Annotated in this window: 14 protein-coding genes and 2 tRNA genes; 4 read left to right on the forward strand and 12 right to left on the reverse strand. The window is 44.5% G+C overall.

What is annotated here, in order from left to right:
* Positions 1-3: 3 nt before the first annotated feature.
* The 10 genes from DXD25_RS03415 to DXD25_RS03455 all read right to left on the reverse strand — a co-directional run bounded on the left by DXD25_RS03415 (position 4) and on the right by DXD25_RS03455 (position 12,324).
* Entirely contained in the window at positions 4-1,272 is a 1,269-nt protein-coding gene (locus DXD25_RS03415; protein WP_117661801.1) for a radical SAM/SPASM domain-containing protein, read from the reverse strand.
* A gap of 42 nt (positions 1,273-1,314) precedes the next feature.
* Positions 1,315-1,500: a hypothetical protein gene (locus tag DXD25_RS16490; protein WP_147327836.1), complete on the reverse strand. Its 186-nt coding sequence runs from the start codon at positions 1,498-1,500 to the stop codon at positions 1,315-1,317.
* A 200-nt stretch (positions 1,501-1,700) separates the two neighbouring features.
* Positions 1,701-2,069 carry a hypothetical protein gene (locus DXD25_RS03420; RefSeq protein WP_147327837.1) on the reverse strand — a complete coding sequence of 123 codons (369 nt, stop codon included), beginning with the start codon at positions 2,067-2,069 and terminating at the stop codon, positions 1,701-1,703.
* Between the two features lie 162 nt (positions 2,070-2,231).
* Positions 2,232-4,001, reverse strand: coding sequence for a hypothetical protein (locus tag DXD25_RS03425; protein ID WP_117661803.1), 1,770 nt, complete (start codon positions 3,999-4,001; stop codon positions 2,232-2,234).
* Positions 4,001-5,893, reverse strand: a complete 1,893-nt coding sequence (gene speA, locus DXD25_RS03430) for a biosynthetic arginine decarboxylase (protein WP_117661804.1) — start codon at positions 5,891-5,893, stop codon at positions 4,001-4,003. The genes DXD25_RS03425 and speA overlap by 1 nt, the downstream gene beginning before the upstream one ends.
* 108 nt (positions 5,894-6,001) lie before the next feature.
* A complete protein-coding gene (locus DXD25_RS03435; RefSeq protein ID WP_117661805.1) occupies positions 6,002-6,529 on the reverse strand; it encodes a shikimate kinase in 528 nt (175 codons plus the stop codon).
* Position 6,530: 1 nt separating this feature from the next.
* Positions 6,531-8,867 (reverse strand): type I DNA topoisomerase, encoded by a 2,337-nt coding sequence (topA, locus tag DXD25_RS03440; RefSeq protein ID WP_117661806.1) that lies wholly within the window; start codon positions 8,865-8,867, stop codon positions 6,531-6,533.
* A gap of 106 nt (positions 8,868-8,973) precedes the next feature.
* Positions 8,974-9,507: an NUDIX domain-containing protein gene (locus DXD25_RS03445; protein WP_117661807.1), complete on the reverse strand. Its 534-nt coding sequence runs from the start codon at positions 9,505-9,507 to the stop codon at positions 8,974-8,976.
* 63 nt (positions 9,508-9,570) lie between these two features.
* On the reverse strand, positions 9,571-11,025 hold the full coding sequence (locus DXD25_RS03450) for a sialate O-acetylesterase (protein ID WP_117661808.1): 1,455 nt from the start codon (positions 11,023-11,025) through the stop codon (positions 9,571-9,573).
* A 120-nt stretch (positions 11,026-11,145) separates the two neighbouring features.
* Positions 11,146-12,324, reverse strand: coding sequence for a TlpA disulfide reductase family protein (locus tag DXD25_RS03455; RefSeq protein WP_089544831.1), 1,179 nt, complete (start codon positions 12,322-12,324; stop codon positions 11,146-11,148).
* A 194-nt stretch (positions 12,325-12,518) separates the two neighbouring features.
* On the opposite strand from DXD25_RS03455, the gene pnp reads away from it, so the two are divergent.
* Positions 12,519-14,837: a polyribonucleotide nucleotidyltransferase gene (gene pnp, locus DXD25_RS03460; RefSeq protein ID WP_117661809.1), complete on the forward strand. Its 2,319-nt coding sequence runs from the start codon at positions 12,519-12,521 to the stop codon at positions 14,835-14,837.
* Between the two features lie 320 nt (positions 14,838-15,157).
* On the opposite strand, the gene DXD25_RS03465 is transcribed toward pnp, so the two are convergent.
* A tRNA-Asn gene (locus DXD25_RS03465) sits at positions 15,158-15,231 on the reverse strand.
* A 50-nt stretch (positions 15,232-15,281) separates the two neighbouring features.
* Positions 15,282-15,355 (reverse strand) — tRNA-Asn (locus tag DXD25_RS03470).
* Between the two features lie 211 nt (positions 15,356-15,566).
* Between DXD25_RS03470 and DXD25_RS03475 the strand changes: the two genes are divergently transcribed.
* The 3 genes from DXD25_RS03475 (at position 15,567) to nusA (ending at position 19,119) form a co-directional block, all read left to right on the forward strand.
* Complete coding sequence (locus tag DXD25_RS03475) at positions 15,567-17,231, forward strand: S41 family peptidase (RefSeq protein ID WP_089544833.1); 1,665 nt, start codon at positions 15,567-15,569, stop codon at positions 17,229-17,231.
* A gap of 154 nt (positions 17,232-17,385) precedes the next feature.
* Entirely contained in the window at positions 17,386-17,853 is a 468-nt protein-coding gene (gene rimP / locus DXD25_RS03480; protein ID WP_117661810.1) for a ribosome assembly cofactor RimP, read from the forward strand.
* Positions 17,854-17,856: 3 nt separating this feature from the next.
* The gene (nusA, locus tag DXD25_RS03485) at positions 17,857-19,119 is read left to right on the forward strand and encodes a transcription termination factor NusA (protein WP_089544835.1); all 1,263 of its coding nucleotides are present in this window, start codon (positions 17,857-17,859) and stop codon (positions 19,117-19,119) included.
* Positions 19,120-19,124: the final 5 nt, after the last annotated feature.

Below are 19,124 nucleotides of genomic sequence, written 5' to 3' on the forward strand. Positions count from 1 at the left end.
TCTTTATTTTTTGATTGTGCAATGATTCAACAAATATGTCTTCAAATTCCCTTTTATTAACGGACAAACGTTTATATTATTATTTTCGTAATCACGTTTTATTCTGTTGTATGGGCAACCGCCCCCACAAACAGGCAACAAAATACATTCCTTACATTGGGTATCATCAAATGGGTCGGATGCAGCCAAATATCGGAATAATAATGGCTCATTGGTGATTCTACCATCTAAGTAACCATATACTTTGTCCTTTTTACCCACATCATTCCAACATTTATATAACTCTCCTTCAGGACCAATAACTACACTATTTGGATTCCTGACGAAGCACTCTTGACTTGGCTTGGGATAAAATTTTCTGAAAACAACTCCGTTTTCTTTCAACAAACGGTTTATGTATTTGTTTTGTTCTTCTGAGTTCAAGACGCACTTATTGGTATTTTCTATGTCATCTACAAAAGCTGGAGTTAAGTGAATGCCAAGAAACTCCTCTTTCTGAAACATCTTGTATAATTCCAAAAAGTCACGTTCATTTGTATGGTCAATATTCACCCTTACATTCAACTTTATTTCAGGGCAAATATCATGTACATACTTTATGTTCTCAATGATTCTGTCAAAGGTAGGATGACCAGTTCTCAAACATCTACGATTATCATGCACTTCTTTCATACCATCAATAGTTACCTGTATTGACTTGATGCATAAATCGTCAAGATGCTTAACAATTCTATCTGTCAGCAAATAGCCATTTGTTATAATACCAGCCTCATATTTCAGCCCTAAATTCAAAAATTTTTGAGTTAAGGATCTCATTCTGCTGAATGCCAAGAGAGGCTCACCACCAAACCATACAACTTTTAAAGTCTTGGCTGCTTTATGTCTCTTTACAAAAGAAATAACCTCTTCTTCCACTTGGTCAGACATATACACTTGAGGATGCTTTCCTTCAAAGCAATATGGACAAGCGAAATTACAGTCTAATGTTGGATTGATTGTTAACGACAACAGGCTATTGGAAAATCTCCTAAAAAGAGACTTATACTTAATTCGTGCAAACTCTTCTTGCTCATTTTCAACAATCACCTTCATTTTCACCAACGTCTCTCTTAAGCTTTCATCTGAAATGTTTACGGCGTCTTTATCCTTAATTTGTTGGCTTATAAGGTTATAGGTACTCTTGTCCAATTCCGCAAAGGAATTGGACAAGGAATTATACAGATAAAATCTATCTGCTTCTTGAAAGAGATAGCTATATTTTGACCAAATCATACTTTTAAGAGTTTAAGTACAAAGAATAGTACTTAATAAATACTACCAAGAAAAATGATCACATTTTGTTCCCAAAAGTGTACAGCTCAATCCGCTAGAGTAATAGTCACAGTGATTAGAAGTACGAACGCCACAAGTATCACCACCTAATAATGCCTCCATAGAGTCTTCACTCAACTGAAAATCTTTTACTGGATTCTCTATTATTTTTATTTTGTTTATTTTCATAATTTTACATGTTTAATTTTACTTACTTTATAAATATCTTTCTAAAGAAGTACATATCTTCTTTGGGTTGTTGCTCCAAAATAACGAAAGATTATATTAGGGGCTTAACATTCTATCTGGTTCGTTTTTTTCTTTTTAAGTTATTATCAGATAATTCTAATTTTATAAAATCAGTAAATCTTTCCATTATGAATATGCTCTTATTCTATATACAAAGTACCTATATATTTAATTGATGCACTTGATAAGATGATACTATATTCGCCTTTTAAATCAGTTTGAAACATAATGCTAGGTGTCTGAAAGTCCCAAGTAAAAGAATATACGACTTCTTCACCTTGCAAAATCTCTACAAGAAATGTTTGATTTGTTGCATCTTGCAATCTTATAAGTGTATGCCCATCAATACCTATCAAAGGGACATAAGTTGGCGTACGTTTAATAGGTGTTCCAATTCTAGATTCATCATAAATAGGCCTCAAATTTATAGATTCAATTCCATTAGATGCATGAATTGGTACATACTGAACAATCAGTGAAATCATTAAAATTAATAGCTTTTTCTTCATAATCTTTCGATATTTTTTGTACAAAAGTAGCAAAAAGAAATATATATACCAAAGAAAAAAGGAATTAAAAACTTTCAAGAACTTTCATCTCTGATTATCAGTAACTTAAAATGAAAAGAATAGCTTTCTAAACTTTAATGAAAGTTTTTGAAAGCTACTCTATTAGACTAAATTATGCAATTTTTCTTCGAACTCTTTTGGAGAAAGTTCTTCACCGAATAATTTTAAGGCTATTCTTCTTTTAATAGTAGAGGCATGCCCAGATGATATACCAAGTAGCACATGTATATCGGAAGAAGAGAAAAATAGACGAACCAATAGGCACACAGCAATATCTGTTTCATTTAAGATGTCTAGGCTAAAAACCAAAGCATAGAACTTAGGAGTTTGCTCACCTAATATTTTTCCTATTTCGATCAATTCTTCTTTTGTTATTTTCTGTCCCAATAGAGCCTTCTTATCTATAATCTTACGTAAAGCTATGCTGCGTAAATATACATTCACTTCATTACATTTTTTAAAAGGTATGGGCTTTTCAAATTCAGAGATTCGTTTATTGAGTATCTCTATTTTTTTCTCATATTCTCGTATTGTTTCGTTATGCGAATTCTTTTCATTGCTCAAAATAGCATCTAGATGTTGTTTTGCTTTAAATATTTTTTTGTTATCTTGCAAATATTGCATAGCTTGTACTTGTAGCTGCTTAAATTGTAATGCACGTTTTGTATTCCTTTGGCGTAAAAAGAATACGATAACTAGGCAACTCAGCAAAATAATCATCAAAACTCCCCCTCCGATATGCACTATGTATTTGTTGATTACGGCTAACTTTTCGGCTTTACGTTCCATTTGATCATAATTATATTGCGCTTGCATTTTGAGTAAAGTTTTAGTCTGCATTTTTCGAAAAACAGAATCATTAGCTTCAGTTGCCAAATAGCCATATTTGCCTATTGAGTCTGAATTATGTTGCATTTGATAAGCTTTCACTAAACCACGATATGCCATCTCCCGTTCGTCTACGGCTTGCGATTCATGTAATAATTTATAATACTCTTTTATCGCGAGTTTTACTTGATTGCTTTTTAAATAATAGTTGCCTTTGGTAAAATAATATTTTTCCTTTCCCTTAGCCACATTGCCCAAACTGTCTATTAGTCCCGATGGCTTCTCATATAAATCCATCAATTGTTTTGCTTTTAACAAATTAGAGGAATTAACATATTCACAAATGGTCGTACACAATTCTAATGCTGCATCCTGGTGCATACCTAACATAGAATATTGATGAAATAAATATTCTTTCATTTGAATATATTTAGCTTTATTCTCCATTTTTAAATAAGCGTGACTTTGGTTAGATAACGCTTGTAATAACAAAACAGTATCTTTGCTAATCTTGGCATATTCTTTAGTTTTCTCTAAAGCTTGTAAAGCATTTTGTGGCATTTCTTGGTCTAAAAAAAATGAGCCAATTTGCCCATAAATAATCGCAAGCAATTCATAATTACAATCTGCACGAGTCGTGTCTGCGCATTCTGTAGCCCTATGATACCAATCCAAACAGGCTGGAGAATCCTTTAGGTCACGATACACGCAGCCTAAAAGATAATTTGCTAACATCTTGTCATTAGCAGAGCCATGGCTAGTATAGTAATCTACGACTTGCTTCATTATAGAGTCTGTCTTGAAGACGACAAAACCCTTGTTCATGCCTTTTGCATAAATCAATTCATAATGCATTCGTTGTGCTTTACTCATCTTTGTTTTTTTCGCCCCTAAACTATCGAGTATACCTAAGGCAACCCGCACAGAATCTTGATTGGTATCCATCAAGCTATCTGCACGGGCAATTGTTTGTTTTATGTCATTTTGATGATTGCATGAGCATAACAATGCAAAAATGACAAGTATATATATCAGTTTATTCATTATTGTAAATAAGTATATCCGAAGAGACCATTGCGATAGGTGCCCAGGAATTCCTTGCCCTCATCGAGTGAAATCTTGCCTTCCTTCACACTCTTGGTTACCCACTGCTCCAACTGGCGGACGAGCTTCTTCGGATTGTACTGTACGTAATCCAGAACCTCCTCTACGGTTTCGCCATCGAATATCTGGTCGATGCTGTATTTGCCGTCTTTTACGGAAATATGGGCTGCATTGGTGTCGCCGAAAAGATTGTGCATATCGCCCAGAATCTCCTGATAGGCACCTACAAGGAATACACCGAGATAGTATGGCTCGTTCTTCTTCAAAGGATGAAGAGGAAGAACGTTGCCGATATGACCATCGGTTACGAAGTTGGCTATCTTTCCGTCGCTGTCGCAGGTGATGTCCTGCAAGGTAGCGTTGCGGGTAGGACGCTCGTCCAGACGCTGGATAGGCATGATAGGGAAGAGCTGGTCGATGGCCCAACTGTCTGGCAGGCTCTGGAACAATGAGAAGTTGCAGAAATACTTGTCGGCAAGAATCTTGTCCAATCCTCTAAGCTCCTCAGGCACGTGCTTCATGTGCTTGGCAAGGTTGTTGATCTCGTGGCACACGCTCCAGTACATCGCCTCAATCTCGGCACGGGTCTTCAGATCTACGATGCCGTGAGAGAAGAGCTGCAATGCCTCGTCGCGAATCTGCTCAGCATCGTGCCAGTCTTCCAACATGTTGCGAGGATTCAGGTTGTCCCATATCTCATAAAGGTCCTTCACCAGCTGGTGGTCAGTCTCCTTTGCTTCAAACTCCTCTGGCATTTCCGGCAGGGAGGCTGTCTCCAGCACATCAATCACCAATACGGAGTGGTGGGCAGAAAGCGAGCGGCCACTCTCGGTGATGAGGTTAGGATGCTCGATATTGTTCTTGTTGGCTGCATCAACGAAGGTATAGACACAATCGTTTACATACTCCTGGATAGAGTAGTTTACAGAGCTTTCGCTGCTGGCAGAACGGGTGCCGTCGTAATCTACGCCAAGACCACCGCCACAATCTACGAAATCTACATTGTAGCCCATCTTGTGGAGGTTGATGTAGAACTGTGCTGCCTCACGGAGAGCCGTCTGGATGCGGCGGATCTTGGTAATCTGGCTTCCGATGTGGAAGTGGATGAGGCGCAGGCAGTCGTGGAATCCCATCTCCTCAATCTTGTTGAGGGCAGTGAGCAGTTCGGCGCTTGTCAAACCGAACTTCGATGCATCGCCACCGCTCTCAGCCCATTTTCCTGAGCCTGAAGAAGCGAGCTTGATGCGGATACCGATGTTTGGCTTCACGTTGAGCTTGCTTGCCACCTTGGCGATGATATCCAGCTCGTTGAGCTTTTCTACCACGATGAAGATGCGCTTACCCATCTTCTGTGCGAGCAAGGCAAGTTCGATGTAGCTCTCATCCTTGTAACCGTTGCAGATGATGAGTGAGTCGCTCTGTGCCTGTACGGCGATAACGGCATGAAGCTCAGGCTTGGAACCGGCTTCCAGTCCCAGGTTGAACTTCTTTCCATGAGAGATGATTTCCTCAACCACCGGCTGCATCTGGTTCACCTTGATAGGATAGATGACAAAGTTTTCCCCCTTGTAACCATATTCCTCCTTGGCCTTCTGAAAACAGCTGGCTGTCTTCTCGATACGGTTGTCGAGGATATCTGGGAAACGGAGCAGTACGGGAGCGTTGATGTCTCGTAATGCCAACTCGTCCATGATGTCGCGCAGATCTATCTGCGTATTGTCCTTGCATGGAGTTACATAGACATCACCCTTGTCGTTGATGCCAAAGTAAGAAGTGCCCCAACCACCAATGTTGTAGAGCTCCTTCGAGTCTTCAATAGTCCATTTCTTCATTTTCTGTTCTTGGTCTTGCTAAAAAGTTTGTTTTATAATATTTTCTGTTTATGATAAATCGTAGAAAGGTAAGCCGTCTCTTGTCTTGAGTTGGCTTACCTTTTATCTTTATACGTTCAGCAGGCTACGAACCTCCTGTACCGTTTCGTTTACTTTATCCAAGTTGTCCATCACATTGATGTCTATGATATGTTTTGCCTTCTCGTAGAAAGGCTCGCGCTGCTTCAGCTGCTCGCGGATGAATACCTGTACTTCCTCCGGAGTCTTGTTGAGCAGCAGGGGGCGTACGCCCTTGCCCATCTTGAGGTGAGCATAGAGGGTTTCTGGCGTTGCCTTGAGGTAGATGGTGCTGCCCGACTGGTTCATATACTCCATGTTGTCGAAGAAACAGGGTGTTCCTCCGCCACAGCTAACCACTACGTTTTCAAACTCCGCCACCTCGTGTAGCATGTTATGCTCTATCTGGCGGAATCCCTCTTCTCCTACTTCGTCAAAGATCTGCTTCACGGTTTTGCGCATACGGCTCTCGATGTACCAATCGAGGTCGTAGAACATCACGCCAAGCTCTTTGGCGAGGGCCTTGCCGACAGTCGTCTTGCCGGCTCCCATATATCCAATGATGATGATAGACTTCATTTTATTCTTTTTTACTTCTTCTGCCTCTAGCCTTTGGTTCTGGTGCTTCCTTGATGATGGTCATGCATTCCTCGTAGCTGAGTGACTCTACGTTCTCCTGCTTTGCCTTCGGAATGCGATAGTTCTTGCCATCGAATGCGATGTAAGGACCATAGCGGCCATTCAGGAGCTCCAGCTTGTTGTCTTCCTCAAAGGTCTTGATGTGGCGTTTCTGCTCGTTAGAGCGTTTTTCGTTGATAAGTTCCACAGCCTGTTCCAGGGTGATGGCCATTGGGTCGATTTCCTTAGGAATGGATACATACTTGCGGTCGTGGAGTACGTATGGACCGAAACGGCCGCTTCCGATGGTTACGGTAGTGCCTTCGAACTCACCAACCTGGCGAGGCAGCTTGAAGAGTTCCAATGCTTCCTCCAGAGTGATGGTCTCGATGCTCTTGTCGGCAGGCAACTGGGCAAACTGTGGCTTGTCCTCGTCTTCGGCGGTACCAATCTGAACCACTGGACCGAATCTTCCGATCTTTACGAATACAGGGCGGCCGCTCTTTGGGTCCTTGCCCAGTTCACGCTCACCGGCCTTGTGCTCGCTGCGTGCTTCCATCACACCCTTTACTTCCGGTTCGAAACGCTTGTCGAAGTCCTTCATCCATTTGGTCCACTCGGTCTTACCCTCGGCGATATCATCGAACTTCTGCTCTACGTTGGCAGTAAAGTTATAGTCCATGATGTTAGGGAAGTTGGCCATCAGGAAGTCGTTTACCACGATTCCGATATCGGTAGGGAGGAGCTTGCCCTTTTCAGAACCAGCCTGTTCCTTCTTGGTCTTCTGGGTAATCATGATACCCTTCAGCGTATCTACGGTGTAGGTGCGCTCCTCGCCCTGCTTGTCACCCTTCACAACGTATTCACGCTGTTGGATGGTGCTGATGGTAGGAGCATAGGTAGATGGACGGCCAATGCCGAGGTCTTCCAGCTTCTTCACCAGACTTGCTTCGGTGTATCTTGCTGGTGCCAGAGAGAATTTCTCTGTGGCGATGATTTCACGGCGCTGCAACTCATCGCCTTTCTTCATGGCTGGCAGGAGATGGGTTGAATCTTCTACGTTCTCATCCTCATCGGTAGATTCACGATATACCTTGAGGAAACCATCGAATACAACAACCTCACCATTGGCAACAAACTTCTCGCTGGTGTTGTCGATGCTGATATTGATGGTTGTCTTCTCCAACTGTGCATCCTCCATCTGTGAAGCGATGGTACGTTTCCAGATCAGGTCGTATAGACGCTTCTCCTGGCTGGTGCCATCAATGCTTGTCTCGCTCATGTAGGTAGGTCGGATGGCCTCGTGAGCCTCCTGTGCACCCTTGGAGTTGGTGTGATAGGCACGTGGCTTGCTGTATTCCTTGCCGTACTCCTTGATGATCTCATCCTTGCTGGCATTGCTGCAGAGGGTAGAGAGGTTCACACTGTCGGTACGCATGTAGGTGATGCGTCCACCCTCGTACAGACGCTGAGCCACCATCATGGTCTGGCTTACGGTGAAGCCGAGCTTGCGGGCTGCTTCCTGCTGCAGGGTTGATGTGGTGAAAGGAGGCGCTGGTGTACGCTTCAGCGGTTTCTTGGTGACAGCCTCTACGGTGAACTTGGCGTCCTTGCACTTCTCCAGGAAGGCTTCCACCTCTTCATGGGTCTTGAAACGGTGATCGAGCTCTGCCTTTACCTCTGTGGCTGCGCCATTCTCGCTGATCAGGGCGAATACGGCGTTGACACGATAGTATGGTTCGCTCTTGAACTTCTGAACTTCACGCTCACGCTCCACGATGAGGCGTACGGCAACACTCTGTACACGACCGGCAGAGAGGGCTGGTTTCACCTTTCTCCACAATACAGGAGAGAGCTTGAAGCCCACGATGCGGTCGAGCACACGACGTGCCTGCTGGGCATTCACCAAGTTCATGTCCAGGTGGCGTGGGTGCTCAATAGCGTCTAAGATGGCTGGTTTGGTAATTTCATGGAAGACGATACGGCTTGTCTTCGCTTCATCCAGTCCGAGTACTTCGCAAAGGTGCCAGCTGATGGCTTCTCCCTCGCGGTCCTCATCGGATGCTAACCAAATCTTCTTAGCTTGCTTCGCTGTTGATTTCAATTCTGTGACGAGCTTTTTCTTTTCCTCTGGAATCTCATAACAAGGTTCCATGGTCTTCTCGTCTATACTGAGTTCCTTCTTCTTCAGGTCACGGATATGACCGTAAGAAGACATCACCTTGAAGTCTTTACCTAAAAACTCTTCGATTTTCTTAGCCTTTGCAGGGCTCTCGACGATTACTAAATTTTCTTGCATACGCTTCTACACAATTTCTTTTGGTCTGCAAAAGTAAATAAACTTTTTGCTTATACCTTATTATATAGTGATTTTTTTGGTTTTTTAAATGTTTTGGGGCGTATTTTCATTCTTTCGTCTTGTGTTTTGCAAGAAATTTGGCCACTCCCTGTCTTATTGATTCTAATCCGAACTCTTCGGGATGGAGGTTGCTGAGAGGAATCCAGTATGACTCCTCGGCATCGTCCATCGCCTCCACATGAGAGAGGTCTTTCACCTTTACCACATAGAACATATCAAGGGTATGAACCAGAAAGTCGGAATAGAGATAGAGGTTAGGGATGCTGAACTGATAGTTTGCCTCGATTACCTCCAAACCCGTTTCTTCCTTTACTTCTCTAGCCACGCCTTCTTCACCGGTTTCATCCATATCTACGAATCCGCCTGGCAAGTCGAGGGTGCCTTTGGCAGGTTCGTTTTTTCTGCGAACCACCAGAAGTTCTTCTTTCTCGTTGAGAATGAAGGCTACTGTGGCACTGCTGGGATTCAGATAGTAGGTGAATCCGCAGTCCTTGCATTTTTTACTCTTGAAGTTGTTGATCTCGAAATGTTGAGAGCCGCAAACCGGGCAAAACTTGAATTTGTCTAAAACGTGACTCATAATATATATATTAAAGAGCGGTCGGTCTTTGGATTTCACAAAGATCGACCGCTATGTTATTAATTACCAATTGTCTGTTCGGAATGGGAAGAGAGGCAGACCGCCTGCATTCGCCATATTGCCGAGCTGGAAGTTACGGAAGCAGTAGCGCAGAGCTACCGGCTTCTTGACTTCAGGGCTGGTTACGACGATGCACTCGTTCCATCCGTCGTTGCCTTCCTGCCAGAAATGCTTGGCTGTGGCAGGATGGAACACCTTGTCTTCGCCGGCTACTTCGAAGCCCTTGATGCCTTCAAAGCGGTTATAGGCTCCGTAGGTGTTGTCGAAGTGAACCTTCACCGTGTCGCCAACAATCTTCATCTCCTTGAAAGTCATACTCTCGCAGAAGAGTCCCTTCATACCGTAGGTTTTGCTGAGTGCCTGAAGAGCCAGACGCTCACCTACAGGCTGCTTCTGACATGGGTGAATCTGCTCTACCTCGTATGGATAAACCAGATCTTCGGTGCAGACGATGCCACTGTTCGGGATGATTTTGGCTGCATTAAACTGCTGCTCGCGAAGTCTTGGACCTGCATCACCATTCACATCGCCATTATGATAAGGTGCAATCTGCACGAAATAGAATGGCAGTTCGCCCTGCTTGAAGTCTCTGCGCCACTGGGCTACGAGGTCGGCAAGACGCTGTGTGTATTGACCTGCCGGGTCGCCCACGTTGGAACAGCCTTGATAGAAGAGAATTCCCTTCACGCTATAGTTGAGGATAGGATGGAAGGTTCCGTTGCCCCAAAGAAGAGGGTAGAGGAAGTCCCACTTGAACTTAGGATTCTTCGTCATCTTGAGGGAGTCGAGGTCTTCTTTCGTGTTCTTTTTCAGATAGTCACGATCGAGCCAGCTTTCTACACGGCTTCCGCCCTTGTTTGCCATCACCAGTCCCACTGGTACGTCGAGCGCCTTGTTGACTACCTGTGCAAAGAAATATCCGGTGGCAGATGCATCGCCTACCGTCTCTGGATTGATGGTCTTCCATTCGCAGTTGGCGTCATCCAGCGGTTTGCTGCTCATCACGCTAGGAATCTTCACGTAGTGTACACCTTTATATTGGTTGGCTTCCAATACAGCCTTGTTGTAGCCTTTTACAGGGCAGTTGCCGAAACCTTTTACCGGCATCTCCATATTGCTCTGTCCGGCGCAGCCCCATACTTCACCAGCCAGTACATTATTGAGGGTAGTCTTTTCGCCATCATCGAAGGTAATGGAGAGTGGAGTGTAGCTAGCTTTTGGAGTCTGTACCTTGACAGCCCACTTGCCATCCTTTCCGGTCTTTGCAGAATATTTCTGCTGCGACCATGAGGTGCTTATCTCTACCAGGGTACCAGGCTTGTCCCAACCCCAGAGGTTGGCTTCTGAATCTTGTTGGATAATCATGTTGTCACCCAGGATGTGTGGCAACTTTACTTTAGCGTTTGCTCCTGCTGTTACGAGAGCTAATGCTGCGAAAGCTAAAAGTTTCTTGTTCATTTTTTAGTGCTTAAAATTTATTGTTGCTGTTAATCTATTGTAGCTCGTATTGGATGATAGGAGCCGGAAGTCTGGAGAAAAGTCCAGACTTCCGACTTGTCTGTTGTATGAACGCTCGTATTAAAGAAGGTTCTTGATGGCTGCATCAATGTCCTTGATCTGTATGTCGCGGGCTCTCAGAGTATTGCTTCTGTCAATGAGGAAGAAGGTAGGGATGCTCTGCACGTTATAGAGCTGGAGACTTGTTCCCTGGATGCCGTTCTCTTCACGTACGCAGATCCATGGAAGGGCAGCGGTAGATGTTTTCCAGAAGTGTTCATCTGGATCTACGGAAACCTGATAGATTTCCAGTCCGGCAGCATGATATTTGTTGTAAAGCTCACGGAGCATCATAATGCGCTTGGTGCTCTCGTTGCTGGCGAAGATATGAAAATCGAGCAATACCACCTTGCCGGTGAGATCAGAGAGGCGGCGAACCTGTCCCTTGTTGTCCTGTAGGGCAATTTCAATGCATCCGTTTACGCTCACCTTGCTTGCCTCAATCTGCTGCTGTGCACGCTGCCTGTCAATGATACGGATATCCTTCATGCCCTCGATGGCGATGTTGTGCAGGTTCTTGCCACGCTCTGCGCCTGGATAGTAAGTATCCCAGCTTGTAGCTACGGCAGCGAATACTTTCACGTCATCCTTGTTATTGCGAGGGTTAAAGATGAGTGAGTTGGTGTTGCCCAACTGGATAGTCTGGAAGAGTGCATAGTAAGAGGAAGCCTTCATCGGCTCCTTGAAGATGTAGTTGGTCTTTACATCCTGCTTGTATGCAGCCAGCATGCGGGCTACGATAACATCCATGGAATCTACCCCGATGTTAGGGCTCTTGATGATGCCATTGATGTTGCTCTGCAGAGTCATCTGCTTGAGCGAAAGTTCCTTGATCTTGCTGCAGTTCTCAGAGCCTTCCACCTCGTACTTGTAGCTCATCTGAGGATAAGCTGCCTTCACGTTGACGGTCTCGGTTGAGTCGATACTGAGGTTGATGCTCTGGTTGGCAATGCGGAGACGGTAGAATTCAGGAGTGATGCTGTCCATCGCATTCTCTTCGAAAGCGAAGGAGCCGTCTTCACCCAGTTTCACCGAGTCGATCTTTACCGGACCATTCAGGCTGAGGTTCTCCAGGTAGAGCATAGAGTCCTGAGCCTCGGTAATATTACCGTTGATATGAAATTTCTTGTTGTTACAAGAAGTGAGAGCCAGCGCAGCTACCATAATCACTGCCGCTGAATAGATTCTAGATATCTTCATGAATTTTAGTATTTTGCTAAATTATCGACTGCAAAGGTAGTAATAAAATCGGGAATAATGCACCTTAGATAGATAAAATTATTAAAAAAGTAGAAAATAGTTGCCCAAATATTCGTTTATTAATTATTAAAGAGGTATCTTTGCACCGTTTTAGATATTAGATGTTAGACAAAACAATAAGTTTTAATAATTAGATGAACGTAATTACAAAAAGTGTTCAGTTGCCTGATGGAAGAACCATCACAATTGAGACCGGAAAAGTTGCAAAACAGGCTGATGGTGCTGCGGTTCTCCGCATGGGTAACACAGTGCTTCTCGCAACTGTTTGTGCAGCAAAGGATGCAGTTCCGGGTACAGATTTCATGCCTTTGCAAGTAGATTACCGTGAGCAGTACAGTGCTGCTGGCCGTTTCCCTGGTGGTTTCACCAAGCGCGAAGGCAAGGCTAGCGACGAGGAGATCCTTACCTCTCGCCTTGTGGACCGTGCTTTGCGTCCACTTTTCCCTTCTAACTACCATGCAGAAGTTTACGTACAGGTAATGTTGCTCTCAGCCGATGGTGTTGACCAGCCAGATGCCCTTGCAGGTTTCGCTGCTTCAGCTGCCATGGCTTGTTCAGATATTCCTTTCGAGCACTACATCTCTGAGGTTCGTGTAGCTCGTATCAATGGTGAGTATGTTGTTAACCCTACATTCCAGCAGATGGAAGAGGCTGACATGGATATCATGGTTGGTGCTACCAAGGAGAACATCATGATGGTGGAAGGTGAGATGAAGGAAGTTTCTGAGCAGGATCTGATCGGCGCCCTCAAGGCTGCTGCCGAGGCTATCAAGCCTATGTGCGAGCTCCAGTATGAGTTGGCTAAGGAGAAGGGTACTGACGTAAAACGTGAGTATGATCATGAGATCAACGACGAGGAACTCCGTGAGCAGATCAAGTCTGAGCTTTACAAGCCTGCTTATGATATCAACCACCAGGCTTTGGAGAAACATGCTCGTCAGGATGCTTTCGACAAGGTTTTGGCTGATTTCCTTGAGAAGTATGACGCAGCTCATACCGATCTCTCTGAGGAAGACCTGGAGGAGAAGCACGCTGAGGCTACCCGTTACTATGATGACGTAATGCGCGATGCTATGCGTCGTTGCATCCTCGATGAGGGCTTGCGTCTTGATGGTCGTGCTACTACAGATATCCGCCCTATCTGGTGCGAGGTGTCTCCACTCCCAATGCCTCACGGAAGCGCTATCTTCCAGCGTGGTGAGACTATGTCTCTCTCTACATGTACTCTTGGTACAAAGATGGATGAGAAGCTTATCGACGGTGTGCTCGAGAAGAGCTACCAGCGCTTCCTCCTTCACTATAACTTCCCTCCATTCTCTACAGGTGAGGCTAAGGCTCAGCGCGGCGTAGGCCGTCGTGAGATTGGTCACGGTCACTTGGCATGGCGTGGTTTGAAGGGCCAGATTCCTACAGACTTCCCTTACACCGTACGTTTGGTAAGTCAGATTCTGGAGTCTAACGGTTCTTCTTCTATGGCTACTGTTTGTGCCGGTACTCTCGCCCTGATGGATGCAGGTGTTCCTATGAAGAAGCCAGTTTCTGGTATCGCTATGGGTCTTATCAAGAACCCTGGTGAGGACAAGTACGCTATCCTCAGTGATATCCTCGGTGATGAGGACCACTTGGGTGATATGGATTTCAAGACCACAGGTACCCGTGATGGTTTGACCGCTACACAGATGGATATCAAGTGCGACGGTTTGAGCTTCGAGATTCTCGAGGAGGCTTTGATGCAGGCTAAGGCTGGCCGTGAGCACATCCTCAACTGCATGATGGAGACAATCTCTGAGCCACGTGCTGAGATGAAGCCACAGGTTCCACGTATTGTAGCATTCGATATTCCTAAGGAGTTCATCGGTGCTGTTATCGGCCCTGGTGGTAAGATTATCCAGCAGATGCAGGAGGATACTGGTGCTACTATCACTATCGAGGAGACTGATGGTAAGGGTCACGTACAGGTATCTGCTCCTAACAAGGATTCTATCGATGCTGCTTTGGCTAAGATCAAGGCTATCGTAGCTGTTCCTGAGGTTGGTGAGGTTTACGAGGGTACTGTTCGCTCTATCATGCCTTACGGTTGCTTCGTAGAGATTCTCCCTGGTAAGGATGGTTTGCTCCACATCTCTGAGATCGATTGGAAGCGTCTTGAGACAGTTGAAGAGGCTGGCATCAAGGAAGGCGACAAGATCAAGGTGAAGTTGATGGAGATTGATCCTAAGACTGGTAAGTACAAGCTTTCTCACCGTGTGTTGATGGAGAAGCCTGAGGGTTACGTAGAGCGTGAGCATCGTCCACGTCCAGAGCGCGGTGAGCGTCGTGGTCGTCGTGATGATCGTCATGAGGGCCGTGGTGAGCGTCCAGCTCGTCAGCCACGTCGTTATGAGCATCGTAACGAGGAACAGGCTCCTAAGGATTTCAACGATTCTTTGGATCATAACAATGATGTAGAATAATCCTAGTATTATATACATTAATAATATAGATGGGTGCATTTCGTCAAAAAAGCGGAATGCACCCGTTTTTTTGTCAGAACCCTATGAAACTATTTCCTTAAGGAAAAAAATAAATATCCTTAAGGAAAAAAATAATTTCCCTTAAGGAAAAAATATATTCTCCTTAAGGAAACTTTTAATTGCAGAATTATATGTAAAAGATTTGCGATGAGTGTAAAGGGGGGATAGCCTAAGAACATTGGGTGTAAACAGGGGGGAACTTTAAGATGTCTAAAAACAATAAAGCCCTGCAAGTGAAAACTTGCAAGGCTTATGTAATGCGCTTCAAGATGGGCTTGAACCAACGACCCCCTGATTAACAGTCAGGTGCTCTAACCAACTGAGCTATTGAAGCATTTGGTTTGAAAAAGAACAGAGTTACAAGTAAAACCTGCGACTCTTTTGCGCTTCAAGATGGGCTTGAACCAACGACCCCCTGATTAACAGTCAGGTGCTCTAACCAACTGAGCTATTGAAGCATTTTGCATTGCGGAATGTTGCGTTCCTTATTTGCGTGTGCAAAAGTACTAACTTTTCTTCATTCAGCCAAATTTTTCGGCAACTTTTTTCTGTTTTTCCTTAAAAAAGTGCATTTTTCGGTGGTTTTCACTACTTTTTGCATCAATTATGGCAGTTTTCGAGAAGAAATGAGTACTTTTGTGGTCGAATAATCATATGACTAAGGTAAACATGAAAAAAGTATTGGTTTCATTGCTGATGGCGCTCCTCGTGGTGCCATCTATTGCACAAACAGATAAAGATCACGACTTCAAGATGGCTAAGAATATGGATATCTTCAATGCCATCTATAAGAATCTTGACTTGATGTACGTTGATACGCTCGATGCCGAAGAGGTGGTGGGCAATGGCGTTAAGGCGATGTTGGGAAGCCTCGACCCTTATACTACCTACTATCCGGAGGAAAAAGTCAACGAACTGAAGAATATGCTCACCGGCAAATATGCTGGTGTGGGTGCTGTGGTGCGCTATAACTTCCAGTTGCAGCGTGTGTGTATCAGTGAACCTTATGCCAATATGCCTGCTGCAGAAGTGGGACTGAAGAAGGGTGATATCATCCTGAGTATCGATGACGAGGATATGACCAATAAGGAAGTGAGCTATGTAAGCGATCATCTTCGTGGAGAACCGGGTTCTTCCTTTATGTTGAAGGTAAAGCGACCAAGTACAGGTAAGATACTGAAGGTAAAGGTAACTCGCCGTACTATCCAGATGCCTTTCCTGCCATATTACGGAATGATGGAAGGTGGTATCGGTTATATCAACTTCAATTCTTTCACCGATAATTGTGCCAAGGATGTGCGCCGTGCTTTCATCGACCTGAAGAAGCAGGGAGCCAAGGGACTCGTCTTCGACCTCAGAAGTAATGGCGGTGGTTCGGTGAGCGAGGCCGTGAGTATCGTCAATATGTTCTTGCCAAAGGGAAAGACTGTATTGAAAATGAAGGGTAGATTGCAACGCTCCAACAATGAATACAAGACTACGGTAGAACCTGTTGACTCTGTGATGCCGATGGTAGTTCTGGTGAGTGGAAACACAGCCAGTTCCAGCGAGATAATGAGCGGTAGTCTGCAGGACTATGACCGTGCTATTATATTAGGTACGCGCACGTATGGAAAGGGATTGGTACAGACCACTATGGATTTGCCATACAATGGACAGATGAAACTTACCACAGCCAAGTATTACATTCCAAGTGGCAGATGCGTGCAGGCGCTTAATTACAAGCATGCCAAAGGTGGTTATGTAGAGCATGTTCCAGACTCACTTACCAAGGTGTTCTATACTGCCGGTGGCAGAGAGGTGCGTGATGGAGGCGGTGTGAAGCCGGATGTAGAGGTAAAACCGGATTCCTTGCCAAACATAGCTTTCTATCTCGCCGGTGCCCGCGACAGTAATGAGGTGATGCTCAACTACGAAGTGGATTATATCGCCAAACATCCTACTATCGCACCTGCCAAGGATTTTGCTTTGACAGATGCCGACTATGATGAGTTCAAGTCCCGCGTTCTGAAAGCGGATTTCAAGTACGACCGTGAGACCGAGAAATATCTCAAGGATTTGGAGAAACTCGCTAAGTTTGAAGGATATTACGAGGATGCAAAACCTGAGTTCGAGGCGTTGAAAAAGAAGTTGAGTCACAATGTGGCAAAAGACTTGGATTTCAATAAAGACTACATCAAGCAGCTTTTGGAAAACGACATCGTGGCAGCTTATTATTTCCAGGCTGGAGCCATCCAGAATTCCCTGCGTTATGACAAGCAGGTCAAGGCTGCTGTCAAGTTGTTAAATTCTCCGGAAGAATACGGAAAAATACTCCATCCTGTGAAGAAATAACAACAAAAACCTGCACAATCGCCTAAAATTGCGCAGGTTATGAATAAAAAATAGAAAAATCTTTGGAGATTTTCAAAAATATTAGTAATTTTGCACACGTTCAGTGGAATGAGGGGCTCGCAAGAGTTCCTCATTTTATTTTAAATAGGTATATATGATAGATAAAAACGTCGTAAAAAAATTAGTTGATGAATGGCTCCAAGATCAGGAATATTTCTTGGTGGACATTGAAATCAGTCCAGACAATCGTATCGTAGTCGAGATTGACCATGTAGATGGTGTATGGATTGAAGATTGTGTGGCTTTGAGTAGATATATCGAGGAACGATTGAGTCGTGATGACGAGGACTATGAGCTGGAAGTAGGTTCTGCTGGTCTGGGTCAACCATTCAAGGTTCCACAGCAGTATATCAACTTCATTGGCAAGGAGGTAGAGGTGCTCGATGCTGACGGTATCAAGGTAAAGGGTATCTTGAAGGCTGTGGATGGTAATGATTTCACAGTAGGCGTAGAAGAAAAAGTGAAGGTAGAGGGCAAGAAGCGTCCTGTAAAGCAGGAGGTTGACCATGTTTACCAGATGGATAAAGTAAAATATACAAAATATATAATCAGTTTCAAATAAGCTATGGCTAAAAAAGAGCAAGAATTAACAGCGAGTATGATTGATACATTCCGCGAGTTTAAAGAAACCAAGAATATCGACCGTACAACATTGGTAAGTGTATTGGAGGAAAGCTTCCGCAATGTACTTGCCAGAATTTTCGGTAGTGATGAGAATTTCGATGTAATCGTAAACCCGGACAAGGGCGATTTCGAGATTTATCGTAACCGTGTCGTTGTTGCTGATGGTGAGGTAGAAGATGAGAACAAGGAGATTACGCTTACCGAAGCACGCAAGATTGAGCCTGACTATGAGGTTGGTGAGGATGTGAGCGAGAAGGTAGATTTCAATAAGTTCGGTCGCCGTGCCATCTTAACTCTTCGACAGACTTTGGCTTCTAAGATTCTTGAACTTGAGCACGACTCACTCTACAATAAATATAAAGACCGTGTTGGACAGGTAATCTCTGGTGAGGTTTATCAGGTATGGAAGCGCGAGGTTCTTATCGTTGATGACGAGAACAACGAGTTGATGTTGCCTAAGACGGAGCAGATTCCTGGCGATATGTATCGTAAGGGCGAGACTGTACGTGCCGTCATCCTTCGTGTTGACAACGATAACAACAATCCTAAGATTATCTTGAGCCGTACAGCGCCAATCTTCCTGCAGCGCCTGTTGGAGGCTGAGGTTCCTGAGATTGCAGATGGCTTGGTTGCTATCCGTCGCATTGCCCGTCTCCCAGGAGAGCGTGCCAAGATTGCTGTAGAGAGCTTCGATGAGCGTATTGACCCTGTTGGAGCTTGTGTAGGTGTTAAGGGTAGCCGTGTTCACGGTATCGTTCGCGAGCTTTGCAACGAGAACCTCGACGTCATCAACTATAGCTCTAATACCAAGCTGTTTATCCAGCGTGCCTTGGCACCAGCCAATATTACGTCTGTGAACATCGACGAGGAGAACAAGAAGGCAGAGGTATTCCTGAAGCCTGAGGAGGTTAGCCTGGCTATCGGCCGTGGCGGTATGAACATCAAGTTGGCTTCTATGTTGACAGAATATACCATCGATGTATTCCGTGAGGTAGATGAGAATGAGGCTGACGAGGATATCTACTTGGATGAATTCTCTGACGAGATTGACCAGTGGGTTATCGATGCCATCAAGGGCATCGGTTATGACACAGCTAAGCAGGTGCTCAATGCACCACGTGATATGATCGTAGAGAAGGCTGACCTTGAGGAGGAAACCGTGGATAACGTACTCAAGGTATTGAGAGCTGAATTCGAACAATAATTTCC

Source organism: Prevotella sp. TF12-30, assembly GCF_003436715.1.
Classification (GTDB): Bacteria; Bacteroidota; Bacteroidia; order Bacteroidales; family Bacteroidaceae; genus Prevotella; species Prevotella copri_A.